The following is a 12,249-nucleotide window of genomic DNA, read 5'->3' on the forward strand; positions in this document are numbered from 1 at the left end:
TCCCGTGTAACGGGTGACCGAAACCAGACGAGAACAGGAAAACAAACGCAATGACAATGACAGATCCGGTCGCAGACTTGCTGACCCGGCTGCGCAACGCCAACTCGGCGTACCACGACTCGGTCTCGCTGCCCAGCAGCAAGCTGAAGACCCACATCGCGGACATCCTCAAGAGCGAGGGCTACATCGCCGACTGGCGCGTCGAGGACGCACGGGTCGGTTCGACGCTCACGATCGACCTCAAGTACGGTCCCAACCGTGAGCGCACGATCGCCGGCATCAAGCGCGTCTCGAAGCCCGGTCTGCGCGTTTACGCACGCAGCACCGAGATCCCCCGCGTGTTCGGCGGCCTCGGCGTCGCGATCCTGTCCACCTCGTCGGGCCTCCTCACGGACCGCCAGGCGACCGAGAAGGGTGTGGGTGGGGAAGTCCTCGCCTACGTTTGGTAACGCACAATGTCTCGAATCGGAAGACTTCCCATCGCGATCCCGTCCGGGGTCGACGTCAAGATCGACGGCTCGGCCGTCACGGTCAAGGGCCCGAAGGGTGAGCTGAGCCTCGCCGTCGCCAGCCCGATCTCCGTCAGCATCGAGGACGGCCAGGTCCTCGTGACGCGTCCGGATGACGAGCGCGAGTCGCGCTCTCTGCACGGCCTCACCCGCACGCTCATCGCGAACCAGATCATCGGTGTCACCGAGGGCTACTCGAAGGCGCTCGAGATCGTCGGCACCGGTTACCGCGTTGCGCAGAAGGGCAACGCGCTCGAGTTCGCACTCGGCTACTCGCACCCGATCACGTTCGAAGCGCCCCAGGGCATCACGTTCGCGGTCGAGGGCAACACCAAGCTGTCGGTGCACGGCATCGACAAGCAGCAGGTGGGCGAGGTCGCGGCCAACATTCGTAAGCTGCGCAAGCCGGAACCCTACAAGGGCAAGGGTGTCCGGTACGCCGGCGAGGTAGTCCGCCGCAAGGCCGGAAAGGCTGGTAAGTAACTATGGCTCTCGGAACAAGAGGGAAGAGCAAGTCTGCCGCCAAGGCGCGCAGGCACACACGCCTCCGCAAGAAGATCGTCGGCAGCGAGCTGCGTCCGCGCCTCGTTGTCACCCGGTCTGCCCGCCACGTCTTCGTGCAGGTCGTCGACGACAGCAAGGGTCACACCCTGGCGTCCGCGTCCACCATGGAGTCGGAGCTGCGCGGCATGGACGGCGACAAGACCGCCAAGGCACGCAAGGTCGGCGAGCTCGTCGCTGAGCGTGCGAAGCAGGCAGGCATCGAAGCAGTGGTGTTCGACCGCGGTGGAAGCCGGTACGCCGGCCGCGTTGCGGCGATCGCCGAGGGAGCTCGAGAGGGTGGTTTGAGCCTGTGAGCACCGAATCGAAGAATGAGAAGGAGCAGGACGTGACTGCAGAGGCGACCGAGGGCGCGACCGCGGCAGAGGCTGCGGTCGAGACCGCCGCCGGCACCGCTAGCGCGACCGAGCCCCGCGAGCGCGAGGGCCGCCGCGGCGGCCGCGAGCGGAACCCCAACCAGCAGCGCGGAAGCCGTGACTCGGACAAGAGCCAGTTCCTGGAGCGTGTCGTCACCATCAACCGCGTGTCGAAGGTCGTCAAGGGCGGTCGTCGCTTCAGCTTCACCGCTCTCGTGGTGGTCGGCGACGGCAACGGACTCGTCGGTGTCGGCTACGGCAAGGCACGCGAGGTTCCCACCGCGATCTCCAAGGGAGTCGAAGAGGCCAAGAAGAACTTCTTCCGCGTTCCGCGCGTCGGCAACAGCATCCCGCACCCGGTGACCGGCGAAGCCGCTGCCGGTGTGGTGTTGCTGCGCCCCGCCGCCGCGGGTACCGGTGTTATCGCCGGTGGCCCGGTGCGTGCGGTGCTCGAGTGCGCCGGAATCCACGATGTGCTGAGCAAGTCGCTCGGCTCGTCCAACACCATCAACATCGTCCACGCGACCGTCGATGCCCTCAAGCAGCTTGAGGAGCCGACCGCGGTAGCCGCTCGTCGCGGCCTGGACGTCGACCGCGTTGTGCCGGAGCAGATTCTGCGCATCCAGGCCGAGGCCGCCAAGGCGAAGGCCACGGCAGAGAAGGCAGGTGTCTGATGGCTCGCCTGAAGGTGACCCAGATCAAGTCCAAGATCAGTGAGAAGCAGAACCAGCGCGACACGCTGCGCAGCCTCGGGCTCAAGCGCATCGGCGACGTGGTGGTTCGTGAAGACAACCCGCAGAACCGCGGATACGTCAACACGGTCGCTCACCTGGTGAAAGTCGAGGAGATTGACTAATGGCTGACGAGAAGAAGCCAGCTGAAGAGAAGCCGAAGGCCACGGCCGCGGCGAAGAAGCCTGCTGCGACCAAGGCTGCTGCCGATAAGAAGCCGGCCGCCAAGGCGAGCACGACCAAGGCTGCCGCCGACAAGCCGGCTGCCAAGGCGAGCACCGCCAAGGCGAGCACCGCGAAGGCTGCTGACAAGCCCGCCGCCAAGGCGAGCGCCAGCAAGACGGCCGCCGCCAAGACGGACACCTCCGCCCAGTCGGAGGCGAAGCCTGCTGCGAAGAAGGCAGCGCCGAAGGCCAAGTCCAACGACGTCGCGCGCCCGCAGGTGCTGAAGATGCACCACCTGCGTCCCGCGCCCGGCGCCAAGACCGAGCGCACGCGCGTCGGTCGCGGTGAAGCGTCCAAGGGCAAGACCGCCGGTCGCGGCACCAAGGGCACGAAGGCTCGTTACCAGGTTCGCGCAGGCCTTGAGGGCGGCAACCTGAACTCGATCATGCGTGCCCCGAAGCTGCGTGGGTTCAAGAACCCGTTCCGCGTCGAGTACCAGGTGGTGAACCTCGAGCGCCTTGCCGAGCTCTACCCCAAGGGTGGCGACGTCACGGTGACCGACCTGGTAGCAAAGGGTGTCGTTCGCAAGAACGAGAAGGTCAAGGTTCTCGGGACCGGTGACATTGACGTTAAGCTGAATGTCGCGGTCGACAAGGTCTCCGTCTCTGCCGAGCAGAAGATCGTCGCCGCGGGCGGCTCCGTCAAGTGAGTCCAAGCGGATGAGAAGTCATCCGCTTGGAGCACAACTAGTTCGTAGCCGTCAGTGTGGCCCGCAAGGGCCACGCCGCCTGCTCAATCACTAACCAGGAGGCCTCGTGTTCAGCGCAATCGCGCGGATCTTCCGCACGCCTGACCTGCGGCGCAAGATCGGCTTCACGCTGGGCATCATTGCCCTGTTCCGGCTCGGATCGTTCATCCCTGCGCCGTTCATCGACTACCAGAACGTGCAGACCTGTCTCGCATCCGTCTCCGGAACGCAGAGCCTCTACGACCTGGTCAACCTGTTCAGCGGTGGCGCACTGCTGCAGCTGTCGGTCTTCGCGCTCGGCATCATGCCGTACATCACCGCGTCGATCATCGTGCAGCTGCTGCGCGTCGTCATCCCTCACTTCGAGGCGTTGCACAAAGAGGGCCAGGCCGGCCAGAGCAAGCTGACGCAGTACACGCGTTACCTCACCATCGGCCTCGGCGTGCTGCAGTCGACCACGCTGATCACCGTCGCTCGCACCGGCGCGCTGTTCCCGACGACTGCGGGCGTGCCGGAGTGCACCCAGCTGATCTCGAACGACGCCTGGTACGCGATCCTGCTCATGGTCATCACCATGACCGCGGGCACCGGCCTCATCATGTGGTTCGGTGAGCTCATCACCGAGCGTGGCGTCGGCAACGGCATGTCGCTGCTGATCTTCATCTCGATCGCCGCAACTTTCCCGGCCGCGCTGTGGGGCATCGCCGTCGCGCGCAACTTCGAGACCTTCCTGCTTGTGCTCGCCATCGGCTTGCTGATCATGCTCGCCGTCGTGTTCGTCGAGCAATCGCAACGACGCATCCCCGTGCAGTACGCGAAGCGGATGGTCGGACGCCGCACCTACGGCGGCAACAACACGTACATCCCGATCAAGGTCAACATGGCCGGTGTCATCCCGGTCATCTTTGCCTCGAGCCTGCTGTACCTGCCCTCGCTCATCGCCCAGTTCAACCTGCCGCGCGACGGCAGCCTGCCTGCGCCGTGGGTGGAGTGGATCAACAACAACCTGAGCTCGGGTGACAACCCGCTCTACATGGCGGTCTACTTCCTGCTCGTCATCGGCTTCACCTACTTCTACGTCGCCATCACCTTCAACCCGGAGGAAGTGGCCGACAACATGAAGAAGTACGGCGGCTTCATCCCCGGCATCCGCGCCGGCCGACCGACCGCCGAGTACCTCGACTACGTGCTCACGCGCATCACCCTTCCCGGATCGCTGTACCTCGGCATCGTCGCGCTCATCCCGCTCATCGCCCTGGCCACCGTCGGCGCCAACCAGAACTTCCCGTTCGGCGGCGCGAGCATCCTGATCATCGTCGGTGTCGGACTCGAGACCGTGAAGCAGATCGACGCGCAGCTGCAGCAGCGGCACTACGAGGGTCTGCTGCGATGACCGGCCGGCACGTGAACGAGACCCGTCCGCGCATGCTGATCGTGGGACCCCCCGGCGCAGGCAAGGGCACGCAGGCTGCGCGGCTGGCCGAGATGCTGGGCATCCCGACCATCTCCACCGGCGACATCTTTCGCGACAACATCAAGAACCAGACCCCGCTCGGGGTGCAGGTCAAGGCCATCGTCGACGCCGGCGACTACGTCCCGGATTCACTCACCAACGCGCTCGTCACCGACCGCCTCAGCGAGGCGGATGCTGCGGGCGGCTTCCTGCTGGACGGCTACCCGCGCACGAGCGACCAGGTGCGTTACCTCGACGACCTGCTGTCCTCCCGTGGTCACGAGCTGAACGGCGTGATCCGTCTCGTCGCCGACGAGGACGAGATCGTCGGCCGGCTGCGTCGCCGGGCGATCGAGCAGGGACGCGTCGATGACTCCGAGGAGGCCATCCGGCACCGCCAGGAGGTCTACGCGCGTGAGACCGAGCCGCTGATCGCCGCCTTCCGCGACCGGGGAATCCTGGTCGAGGTTGACGGGCTCGGCGCCGTCGACGACGTGACCGGGCGCATCATGGATGCGCTCGTCTCCCGCGGCATCGTGCCGGAGGGCGCGAACGGCTGAGAAGTGGCCCGCAATATCTACAAGAGCCCGGCTGAACTTCGGCTCATGGTCGAACCGGGTCTGGTCACGGCCGCATCCCTCGACGCGGTCCGCGCAGCCATCCGGCCCGGGATCACCACAGCGGAGCTCGACGCGATCGCCGAGAAGGTGATTCGGGATGCCGGGGGAGAACCCAACTTCGCGCTGGTACCCGGCTACCATCACACCGTCTGCGCGTCGGTGAATGACGACGTCGTGCATGGCATCCCCGGCTCACGCGTGCTGAAGGCCGGCGACATCGTCTCGATCGACAGCGGTGCCCAGGTGAAGGGCTACAACGGCGACTCCGCGATGACGATAGTTCTCGATGACACGGCGCGGCCGGAGGTCGTTGCTGCGCGCCGCGAACTGTCGGAGGTCACCAGGAAGTCGCTGTGGGTCGGCATCGCCGCGCTCGCGTCGGCTCGCTACCTCGGCGAGGTCGGCGGGGCGATCGAGGACTACGTGCGATCCAAGGGTGACTACGGCATCCTGGAGGACTACGTCGGCCACGGCATCGGACGTTCCATGCACGAAGAGCCGACCGTGTTCAACTACCGCACGCGTGAGCGCGGCGCCAAGGTCAAGCCGGGCCTGTGCGTCGCCATCGAGCCGATGATCACCGCCGACGGCCTCGACACGTTCGTGCGGGAGGACGACTGGACGGTGGCCACCAGCAACGGCGCCGACGCTGCGCACTGGGAGCACTCGGTCGCCGTGCACCAGGACGGGATCTGGGTGCTCACCGCACCCGACGGTGGCGCATCCGAGCTCACCGCCCACGGCGTCGTGCCGGTTCCCATCCCCTGAACGCGCCGTGCATCATAGCCATGACTTGCAGGTTCGGCGGTATTGCACATAAGATTGCTCTTTGGGTCTGTGGCTGGTACAGCCATGCCTGCAGGACCACAATCCACAATTCCGCACGACCGGCGTTCGGTATTTTTTAGCGACAGTGAGGCTATGGCCAAAAAAGACGGTGTCATCGAGATCGAAGGCTCGGTGGTTGAGGCTCTTCCCAACGCGATGTTCCGCGTTGAGTTGACGAACGGCCACAAGGTGCTTGCTCACATTTCGGGCAAGATGCGTCAGCACTACATCCGCATCCTCCCTGAGGACCGCGTGATCGTCGAGCTGAGCCCCTACGATCTGACCCGCGGCCGTATCGTCTATCGCTATAAGTAACCGCACCGCACGGATAAGTAACGGCCTGCCGTGTGCAGGTACGAGGACAGCGAGAGAAACAATGAAGGTCAACCCCAGCGTCAAGCGCATCTGCGACAAGTGCAAGGTCATTCGCCGGCACGGTCGCGTCATGGTCATCTGCGACAACCCCCGCCACAAGCAGCGTCAGGGTTGATCGACGCGGACGCGCAAGCGTCCGTGGAATCGCCTCACAGCAATAACTGAATACGAAGAAGGCAGCGCCGGAACCTCTCGCTACGAGGGGGGACACCTCGGGTTGGAGGCCCGAGCACAGGCTCTGCTGCAGACCTCCACTCACCAACAGGAGAAGCCACAATGGCTCGTCTAGCAGGCGTCGACATTCCCCGCGATAAGCGCGTGGAAGTCGCATTGACTTACATCTACGGTGTCGGCCGCACCCGGTCTCTGAAGACCCTCGCCGAAACCGGAATCGACGGGAATGTCCGCGTCAAGGACCTCACCGACGATCAGCTCATCGCCCTCCGCGACTACATCGAAGGCAACTTCAAGGTCGAGGGTGATCTCCGCCGTGAGGTCGCAGCGGACATCCGCCGCAAGGTCGAAATCGGCAGCTACGAGGGCATCCGTCACCGCAAGGGACTGCCCGTGCACGGACAGCGCACCAAGACGAACGCTCGCACCCGCAAGGGCCCGAAGCGCACCGTCGCAGGCAAGAAGAAGGCCCGCTAGTAGCGGCCGACACCTCACAGACTTTCGACAGGAGACAGAACTCACATGGCTACACCCAAGTCGGCCGCTCGCAAGCCGCGCCGCAAGGAAAAGAAGAACATCGCTCTGGGCCAGGCCCACATCAAGAGCACGTTCAACAACACGATCGTCTCGATCACCGACCAGAGCGGTGCCGTGATCAGCTGGGCATCGTCCGGCGTCGTCGGCTACAAGGGTTCGCGCAAGTCGACCCCGTTCGCCGCGCAGCTCGCCGCCGAGAACGCTGCCCGTCAGGCGCAGGAGCACGGCATGAAGAAGGTCGACGTTTTCGTCAAGGGACCGGGCTCCGGTCGTGAGACCGCGATCCGCTCGCTGCAGGCAGCAGGTCTCGAGGTGGGTTCGATCAACGACGTGACGCCGCAGGCGCACAACGGATGCCGCCCGCCGAAGCGTCGTCGGGTCTGACGCCGAGCGTTCAGCCTCGCCCGGTCGAATAGCCGCGCCCGGGACACCGGCCTCTCGTGTGCCTGCGGGTTTCGACTCGCTCCACCGCCGGTACGCACCACCGGAACACAAGAACTACCACAACTCAATACACGACGGGCCAGCCACCCGGTCGCTACCCAAGTGTCATATAGCGGACACTTCGCCGAAAGGAATCAATAGTGCTCATTGCACAGCGTCCAACCCTCACCGAAGAGAACATCTCCGAGTTCCGTTCGCGGTTCGTCATCGAGCCGCTGGAGCCGGGCTTCGGTTACACCCTCGGTAACTCGCTTCGCCGCACGCTGCTCTCCTCGATTCCGGGAGCTGCGGTAACGAGCATCCGAATCGACGGTGTGCTGCACGAGTTCAGCACCATCCCCGGTGTGAAGGAAGACGTCACCGAGATCATCCTGAACATCAAGGGCCTCGTCGTATCGAGCGAGCACGACGAGCCGATCACCGCGTACCTGCGCAAGCAAGGTGCCGGCCAGGTCACCGCGGCGGACATCTCCGCTCCGGCCGGTGTTGAGATCCACAACCCGGAGCTCGTGATCGCGACCCTCAATGACAAGGCGCGCTTCGAGCTCGAACTGACCATCGAGCGCGGCCGCGGCTACGTGTCGGCGACCCAGAACCGCAGCGAGTTCAGCGAGGCCGGCCAGATCCCGGTCGACTCGATCTACTCGCCCGTGCTGAAGGTCACCTACCGCGTCGAGGCGACTCGTGCCGGTGAGCGCACCGACTTCGACCGCCTGGTCGTGGACGTCGAGACCAAGAGCGCGATCACCCCGCGTGACGCGATCGCCTCGGCCGGCAAGACCCTGGTCGAGCTGTTCGGACTCGCCCGCGAGCTGAACGCCGAGGCCGAGGGCATCGAGATCGGCCCCGCGCCGGTCGACGCCGTGCTCTCCAGCGAGCTGAGCATGCCGATCGAGGACCTCGACCTGTCTGTGCGCAGCTACAACTGCCTCAAGCGCGAGGGAATCAACTCGGTGAGCGAGCTCGTCGCCCTCTCGGAGACGCAGCTCATGAACATCCGCAACTTCGGCCAAAAGTCGGTGGACGAGGTCAAGGACAAGCTGGTCGAGCTGGGCCTGTCCCTCAAGGACACCGTGCCTGGCTTCGATGGCGCGCACTTCTACAGCGGCAACGACGACGACTACAGCTGAACCGCTGAACGACACATTTCGATCCTGGAGATAACAAACAATGCCTAAGCCATCCAAGGGCCCGCGCCTCGGTGGAGGACCCGCTCACGAACGCCTGCTGCTCGCGAACCTCGCCGCAGCGCTGTTCACGCACAAGAGCATCAAGACGACCGAGACCAAGGCCAAGCGCCTTCGCCCGGTCGCTGAGCGGCTCATCACATTCGCGAAGCGCGGAGACCTGCACGCTCGTCGTCGCGTGCTCTCCGTGATCGGCGACAAGGGCGTCGTGCACGAGCTGTTCACGCAGATCGCCCCGCTCGTCGCCGAGCGCGACGGCGGCTACACCCGCATCACCAAGCTCGGCTACCGCAAGGGCGACAACGCCCCGATGGTGCAGATCGAGCTCGTGCTCGAGCCGGTGAAGCCGAAGTCCAAGCCCGCGAAGGCGACGGCAGCCAAGGACGAGGCTCCGGTCGAGGAAGCCCCGGTCGAGGAGACCCCGGCTGACGAGACCGCAGCCGAGGAGACCGTCGAGGAGGCTCCCGTCGAGGAGGCCGCGGCGGAGGAGACTGCAGAGGCATCGACCGACGAGGCACCCGCCGAGGACGAGCAGAAGTAGCGAATCGTTATCGAGTACGGCTCCACCCATCACGGGTGGGGCCGTACTCTCGTTAACCGTGACCGAAACCATCCCCCTCAACCAGCGAATCCAGGCTCCGGATGCGCCGATTCCGGCATCCGGCAACGGCATCACCTGGCGACCGGCCAGCATCGACGACATCGACGCGATCATGGTGTGCGAGCGTGCGATGAACGCCGTCGACCACCCGCACTACGTCACGAACCGCGAAGAGCTGGAAGAAGACTTCACGAGCTCGTGGGTCGACATGGCCGCAGACTCAGTGCTCGCGCTCGAGGACTCCGGTGAGGTCGTCGCCTGGGGGTTCGTGACGGTCAGCCAGGGCCAGGAGACCGCGGTGCGTGTCATCCTGCTGGGCGGCGTCCGACCGGATCGGCGCGGTGAGGGCCTGGGTCGTGCGCTCCTCGACTGGCAGGAGGCGCGATCGCGTCAGCTGCTTGCGGCGTCCGACAAGCCCCTCCCCGGTGTGCTTGTGCTCTGGGCCGACGAGCGCGCCGAGTCGACCATCCGACTCAGTCGGCGCTTCGGCTTCGACATCGCCCGCTACTACCTCGAGTTGCGCCGTGATCTCGCGGAGCCGATCGCCGCCGCCCGCCCGCTCGAGGGATACCAGCTGGTGCAGTTCGATGCCTCCCGGTCCGAGGACGCGCGGCTGGCACGCAACGATGCCTTCCGTGACCACTGGGGCAGCCAGCCGGTCGTCGAGGAGGCGTGGGCCAGCTTCCTCGGACGCTCGATCTTCCGCCCCGACCTGTCGTTCCTCGCGGTCTCGCCTGACGGTGAGGTGGCGGGCTTCGTGCTCAGCGAGGTTGACGAGGAGGACTTCGAGCCGCAGGGATTCTCGTCCGCGTACATCGATCTCGTCGGCGTGCGGCGGGACCATCGCGGCAAGGGGATAGCGGCGGCGCTGCTCACGCGGGCGCTCGAGGCGATCAGGGACGCCGGGCTTCAGAAGGCGGTCCTCGACGTCGACTCGGAGTCCCTCACCGGCGCGACCAGGCTCTACGAGAACGTCGGGTTCACGCACGGCAACCGCAGCGTCGACCTGCGCAAGTCCTTCTAGCCACACCTAGAGCGGGGTGGGCGCGAGCCCGAACTCGTTCGGGTCGAGCAGCGGCGGCAGCTCGGCGAGCCGCTGCAGCGCGTCTCGCACAGCCGCCGCGTAGACCTCGCCGCCACGCTGTCCCGGATGCACTTGGTCGCCGGCGAGCAGGTTCAGCTGGCTTGAAATCGCGCCGTGCCAGTTGGCGAGCTCGACGTCGCGGTAGCGCTGCGCGTACAGCGCGAGAGTGCTGTTCACGCCGGGGATCCACCCGCGCGGCGCGTGCGCTGTGACGAGCACGAGCTGATGGTCGGCACCGAGCAGGTCGAGCACGGTGTCCAGTACCTCGTCGTCGACGGGGCCGTTGGTCCCGAGGCCGAGGAGCACCACTGGCCGGAGCTGGCCAGCATCCTTCAGCCCGCTGATGATCGCCGGCGCCGCCGAGAGGTGCCGAGACACCGCGGCATCGATGTGGATGCCGGGGAACGCGTTCTGCAGTTCGGGGGCCGACGCGAGCATGACCGAGTCGCCGATGGCCGTGATCTGCTCTCCGCCGGGCAGCTCAGCGGGCGCGGCGAACACCTGCGGTTCGGTCGGGGCAACTGGCCGCGGCTTCGGCGTGACCGCTTGGATGCCCGCCTCGATGCGCGCTTGAGCGTCGCTTCGGCCGGGGTCGGCGGCAATGGCCGCAACTGATGCCGCGCTGCCGGTGAGGACGAGTGCGCCGGCCGCAACGATGGCGACCGGACGCCATCCGGGGATCCGCACCGCATGCCCCCAGCCGCGCACCACCGCGCGGAACCCGCGCGCTCGGATCGGCTGCTCGATGAAGCGATGCGACAGCGCCGCCGCGGCGACCGTGATCGCCAGCGCGATGCCGCCGAGCGCCCAGCCGCCTGCGCCGAACCGCGGCCAGGACGGGTATGCGGCGAGCAGCAGGATGAACACCGGCCAGTGCCACAGGTACAGGCCGTACGAGCGCTCGCCGATCCACTTGAGCGGCTGCACGTCGAGCCAACGGCCGAGCAGAGAGCCTGGGGTGATGCCGCCCGCGATGGCCACCGCACTCAGCACCGACACCACGACCAAGCCGCCCTGGTAAGCGAACGGGTCGTCGGATGGCATGAGTGCGGCCAGCACAACGAGCGCGCCGATCGCGCCCAGCCCAAGGATCGGCAGCGCGATCCGGACCGGGCGCCGCAGCGCATCCGGTGACGGCAGCGCTTGCCAGGCGAGCGCGAGCATCGCGCCGATGGTGAGCCCGAAGCTGTGCGTGTCGGTGCCGAAGTACACACGCGTCGCGTCATCGCCCGGGGTGAAGAGCGCGCTCATCCCGATGGCGGACGCGACCGTCAGGATCGCGACGGCAGCCAGGCGCACCCAGCGGTTCGGTACCAGCAGGAGGCCCAGCACCATTAGTGGCCAGATCAGGTAGAACTGCTCCTCCACCGCCAGCGACCACAGGTTCCGGAAGAGTTCGGGGGAGGTCTCGTCGAAGTAGCTGCTTCCGCCGGCGATCGCGAGCCAGTTGCTGCTGAATGTCGCGGCGCCGAGCACCTGCCTGCCCAGGTCGACGAGCACGTCGCCACCGATCAGCAGTGCGACGCTGCAGCACGCGAGCACCAGCACCCCGATCGCGGGCAGCAGGCGTCTTGCCCGCCTGACCCAGAACTTGCCGAGCGCGATCCGGCCATTCGCCGCGTGCTCACGCAACAGCAGCGCGGTGATCAGGAACCCGCTGATGACGAAGAAGATGTCCACGCCGAGGTACCCACCGACGCCGTACCCAGGGCTCAGGTGGTACAGGATGACGGCGAGCACGGCGAACGCGCGCAGGCCGTCGAGTCCGGCAAAGCGCGAGGGGGGAGGGGTGGAAGAAGGGCTCGTAGTCATCAGGTTCCTATTCGATGTTCCCTTCTCAAGGCGGGCTGGTCAAACTGGGCGGCGGCGATTCGAG

General features: G+C 66.1%; 17 protein-coding genes. 16 read left to right on the top strand and 1 reads right to left on the bottom strand.

All coding sequences use genetic code 11. The annotated features are described in order from the left end of the window. Positions 1 to 50: 50 nt before the first annotated feature. The 16 genes from rpsH (at position 51) to HGK58_RS04015 (ending at position 10,313) form a co-directional block, all read left to right on the top strand. The gene (rpsH, locus tag HGK58_RS03940) at positions 51 to 449 is read left to right on the top strand and encodes a 30S ribosomal protein S8 (RefSeq protein WP_168626217.1); all 399 of its coding nucleotides are present in this window, start codon (positions 51 to 53) and stop codon (positions 447 to 449) included. Positions 450 to 455: 6 nt separating this feature from the next. Next, positions 456 to 992: a 50S ribosomal protein L6 gene (gene rplF, locus HGK58_RS03945; protein WP_168626218.1), complete on the top strand. Its 537-nt coding sequence runs from the start codon at positions 456 to 458 to the stop codon at positions 990 to 992. A gap of 2 nt (positions 993 to 994) precedes the next feature. Next, entirely contained in the window at positions 995 to 1,366 is a 372-nt protein-coding gene (rplR, locus tag HGK58_RS03950) for a 50S ribosomal protein L18 (protein WP_168626219.1), read from the top strand. Between the two features lie 32 nt (positions 1,367 to 1,398). Further along, on the top strand, positions 1,399 to 2,100 hold the full coding sequence (gene rpsE / locus HGK58_RS03955; RefSeq protein ID WP_168626220.1) for a 30S ribosomal protein S5: 702 nt from the start codon (positions 1,399 to 1,401) through the stop codon (positions 2,098 to 2,100). Further along, the gene (gene rpmD, locus HGK58_RS03960; protein ID WP_193509453.1) at positions 2,100 to 2,282 is read left to right on the top strand and encodes a 50S ribosomal protein L30; all 183 of its coding nucleotides are present in this window, start codon (positions 2,100 to 2,102) and stop codon (positions 2,280 to 2,282) included. The genes rpsE and rpmD overlap by 1 nt, the downstream gene beginning before the upstream one ends. Further along, complete coding sequence (rplO, locus tag HGK58_RS03965) at positions 2,282 to 3,031, top strand: 50S ribosomal protein L15 (protein ID WP_168626221.1); 750 nt, start codon at positions 2,282 to 2,284, stop codon at positions 3,029 to 3,031. The genes rpmD and rplO overlap by 1 nt, the downstream gene beginning before the upstream one ends. A gap of 106 nt (positions 3,032 to 3,137) precedes the next feature. Beyond that, complete coding sequence (gene secY / locus HGK58_RS03970; protein ID WP_168626222.1) at positions 3,138 to 4,463, top strand: preprotein translocase subunit SecY; 1,326 nt, start codon at positions 3,138 to 3,140, stop codon at positions 4,461 to 4,463. Beyond that, positions 4,460 to 5,083 carry an adenylate kinase gene (locus HGK58_RS03975; RefSeq protein ID WP_227411732.1) on the top strand — a complete coding sequence of 208 codons (624 nt, stop codon included), beginning with the start codon at positions 4,460 to 4,462 and terminating at the stop codon, positions 5,081 to 5,083. The genes secY and HGK58_RS03975 overlap by 4 nt, the downstream gene beginning before the upstream one ends. A gap of 3 nt (positions 5,084 to 5,086) precedes the next feature. Continuing rightward, positions 5,087 to 5,911, top strand: a complete 825-nt coding sequence (map, locus tag HGK58_RS03980) for a type I methionyl aminopeptidase (protein ID WP_349236118.1) — start codon at positions 5,087 to 5,089, stop codon at positions 5,909 to 5,911. A 153-nt stretch (positions 5,912 to 6,064) separates the two neighbouring features. Then, complete coding sequence (gene infA, locus HGK58_RS03985; protein ID WP_021759551.1) at positions 6,065 to 6,286, top strand: translation initiation factor IF-1; 222 nt, start codon at positions 6,065 to 6,067, stop codon at positions 6,284 to 6,286. 61 nt (positions 6,287 to 6,347) lie between these two features. Continuing rightward, on the top strand, positions 6,348 to 6,461 hold the full coding sequence (gene rpmJ / locus HGK58_RS03990) for a 50S ribosomal protein L36 (protein ID WP_168626223.1): 114 nt from the start codon (positions 6,348 to 6,350) through the stop codon (positions 6,459 to 6,461). Between the two features lie 161 nt (positions 6,462 to 6,622). Next, on the top strand, positions 6,623 to 6,997 hold the full coding sequence (gene rpsM, locus HGK58_RS03995) for a 30S ribosomal protein S13 (RefSeq protein ID WP_168626224.1): 375 nt from the start codon (positions 6,623 to 6,625) through the stop codon (positions 6,995 to 6,997). 45 nt (positions 6,998 to 7,042) lie between these two features. Further along, on the top strand, positions 7,043 to 7,441 hold the full coding sequence (gene rpsK / locus HGK58_RS04000) for a 30S ribosomal protein S11 (protein WP_168626225.1): 399 nt from the start codon (positions 7,043 to 7,045) through the stop codon (positions 7,439 to 7,441). Between the two features lie 200 nt (positions 7,442 to 7,641). Beyond that, entirely contained in the window at positions 7,642 to 8,631 is a 990-nt protein-coding gene (locus tag HGK58_RS04005) for a DNA-directed RNA polymerase subunit alpha (RefSeq protein WP_168626226.1), read from the top strand. Positions 8,632 to 8,671: 40 nt separating this feature from the next. Further along, positions 8,672 to 9,229 carry a 50S ribosomal protein L17 gene (gene rplQ / locus HGK58_RS04010; RefSeq protein ID WP_168626227.1) on the top strand — a complete coding sequence of 186 codons (558 nt, stop codon included), beginning with the start codon at positions 8,672 to 8,674 and terminating at the stop codon, positions 9,227 to 9,229. Between the two features lie 58 nt (positions 9,230 to 9,287). Next, positions 9,288 to 10,313, top strand: a complete 1,026-nt coding sequence (locus HGK58_RS04015) for a GNAT family N-acetyltransferase (protein WP_168626228.1) — start codon at positions 9,288 to 9,290, stop codon at positions 10,311 to 10,313. A gap of 6 nt (positions 10,314 to 10,319) precedes the next feature. On the opposite strand, the gene HGK58_RS04020 is transcribed toward HGK58_RS04015, so the two are convergent. Beyond that, a complete protein-coding gene (locus HGK58_RS04020; protein ID WP_168626229.1) occupies positions 10,320 to 12,185 on the bottom strand; it encodes an acyltransferase family protein in 1,866 nt (621 codons plus the stop codon). Positions 12,186 to 12,249 lie beyond the last annotated feature (64 nt).

Source organism: Cryobacterium sp. BB307 (genome assembly GCF_012274275.1).
Classification (GTDB): domain Bacteria; phylum Actinomycetota; class Actinomycetes; order Actinomycetales; family Microbacteriaceae; genus Terrimesophilobacter.

Coding starts and splice junctions, on each gene's coding strand:
- rpsH (WP_168626217.1), top strand. CDS start 51: ATGACAATGACAGATCCGGTCGCAGACTTGCTGACCCGGCTGCGCAAC.
- rplF (WP_168626218.1), top strand. CDS start 456: ATGTCTCGAATCGGAAGACTTCCCATCGCGATCCCGTCCGGGGTCGAC.
- rplR (WP_168626219.1), top strand. CDS start 995: ATGGCTCTCGGAACAAGAGGGAAGAGCAAGTCTGCCGCCAAGGCGCGC.
- rpmD (WP_193509453.1), top strand. CDS start 2,100: ATGGCTCGCCTGAAGGTGACCCAGATCAAGTCCAAGATCAGTGAGAAG.
- rplO (WP_168626221.1), top strand. CDS start 2,282: ATGGCTGACGAGAAGAAGCCAGCTGAAGAGAAGCCGAAGGCCACGGCC.
- HGK58_RS03975 (WP_227411732.1), top strand. CDS start 4,460: ATGACCGGCCGGCACGTGAACGAGACCCGTCCGCGCATGCTGATCGTG.
- infA (WP_021759551.1), top strand. CDS start 6,065: ATGGCCAAAAAAGACGGTGTCATCGAGATCGAAGGCTCGGTGGTTGAG.
- rpmJ (WP_168626223.1), top strand. CDS start 6,348: ATGAAGGTCAACCCCAGCGTCAAGCGCATCTGCGACAAGTGCAAGGTC.
- rpsM (WP_168626224.1), top strand. CDS start 6,623: ATGGCTCGTCTAGCAGGCGTCGACATTCCCCGCGATAAGCGCGTGGAA.
- rpsK (WP_168626225.1), top strand. CDS start 7,043: ATGGCTACACCCAAGTCGGCCGCTCGCAAGCCGCGCCGCAAGGAAAAG.
- rplQ (WP_168626227.1), top strand. CDS start 8,672: ATGCCTAAGCCATCCAAGGGCCCGCGCCTCGGTGGAGGACCCGCTCAC.
- HGK58_RS04020 (WP_168626229.1), bottom strand. CDS start 12,185: ATGACTACGAGCCCTTCTTCCACCCCTCCCCCCTCGCGCTTTGCCGGA.